The sequence below is a fragment of the Oleiphilus sp. HI0066 genome (assembly GCF_001635725.1).
Genome location: NZ_LWFH01000498.1, coordinates 1 through 1,151 on the forward strand (window position 1 = coordinate 1; position 1,151 = coordinate 1,151).

3 protein-coding genes are annotated in these 1,151 nt (G+C 44.1%); 1 reads left to right on the forward strand and 2 read right to left on the reverse strand.

Annotated elements, in window-relative coordinates; genetic code table 11:
* Positions 1-247: DUF3291 domain-containing protein (locus tag A3738_RS06970; RefSeq protein ID WP_156504034.1), on the reverse strand; the 247-nt coding region annotated here is incomplete at its 3' end.
* 72 nt (positions 248-319) lie between these two features.
* Here A3738_RS06970 and A3738_RS06975 point away from each other — a divergent pair.
* Positions 320-667: an antibiotic biosynthesis monooxygenase gene (locus A3738_RS06975; protein ID WP_068500046.1), complete on the forward strand. Its 348-nt coding sequence runs from the start codon at positions 320-322 to the stop codon at positions 665-667.
* Positions 668-712: 45 nt separating this feature from the next.
* On the opposite strand, the gene A3738_RS06980 is transcribed toward A3738_RS06975, so the two are convergent.
* Positions 713-1,151: hypothetical protein (locus A3738_RS06980; protein ID WP_197473664.1), on the reverse strand; the 439-nt coding region annotated here is incomplete at its 5' end.

The following is a 1,151-nucleotide window of genomic DNA, read 5'->3' on the forward strand; positions in this document are numbered from 1 at the left end:
CTTGATACACGTAGTTCTTCAAAGCATCGAGTGATTCCCAAACCGAGATATTAATAATCACTCTTGGGTCATCAAATAAACGTACCGCGGTTGCATCACCCTCTTCCGTTTGAAAGCGCCAAACAAAGCCTTCACTTCTTTCTGCAAGCATGTTGATATGATCAATCGCTTCTTTGAAATCGACCATTGAAGGATGATCTACTCCCTCGAATCCATATGCGATATTTATTTGTGCAAGTTGCGCCATATCCCCTTCCTTGAATGCATCACTGCGCTAAGATTGTCTTTTCATAATCTATAGGCAAGAAGTTAAATTACAATGATCGCCGTTATATTTGAGGTTGTCCCAACCGAAGGTAAGAAACAAGAGTATTTAGACATTGCCGCATCACTTAGACCAATGCTTGAAACTATTGAGGGTTTTATTTCAATTGAACGTTTTGGCAGTCTGGTAGATGAGAACAAGATACTGTCACTCTCTTTCTGGCGAGATGAAGCGGCGATTAAGGAATGGCGAAACCTAGAGGCCCACCGTTTTGCGCAAGCCAAAGGCCGTGGAGGCGTGTTTAAAGAATATCGTTTACGCGTGGCCAAGGTATCTCGTGACTACTCAATGGTTGAGCGAGATGATGCACCATCAGACAGCCGTGCACATCATGAGAACTAGACTTAGGCTTTCACCAGAGAAGCAGTAAAAAGTACCTGCTTCGATTTAAGCAGCCTCGGACATCTCCAAAGTTGGAAGCGGTAAATCCCAAATCGCAGCGAGAATCGACACAAGTTTTTGCTCAATCTCACAGACCTTGCCATCCACTTCAGCTGCCGCTAATAGACCTTTTATCAATCGAGGCGTCAGCAGAGGGTAAGCTTTCTTCAGCTCACTACAGGCTGTAGTGAATTCTTTCGTTGAAATATTCAATGCTAACTTGGTACCAGCCAAGTCAATACCGCTCGCTTTACCAGCGGCCTCAATAGCCGCCAATTGATCACGAGTTGTTCTCGTCCCCATTTGAACAAATTTGGTCACGGCAATTCGGTAAAAGCCGGCGATACTCTCAATATTTTTGTACTTAGGCTTAACCGGCTTAGCTAAGCCAAAAAAGCGATCACATGGATTACGAAACAACTCAAAACCCAACCACTCTGATAGC

Coding starts and splice junctions, on each gene's coding strand:
- A3738_RS06975 (WP_068500046.1), top strand. CDS start 320: ATGATCGCCGTTATATTTGAGGTTGTCCCAACCGAAGGTAAGAAACAA.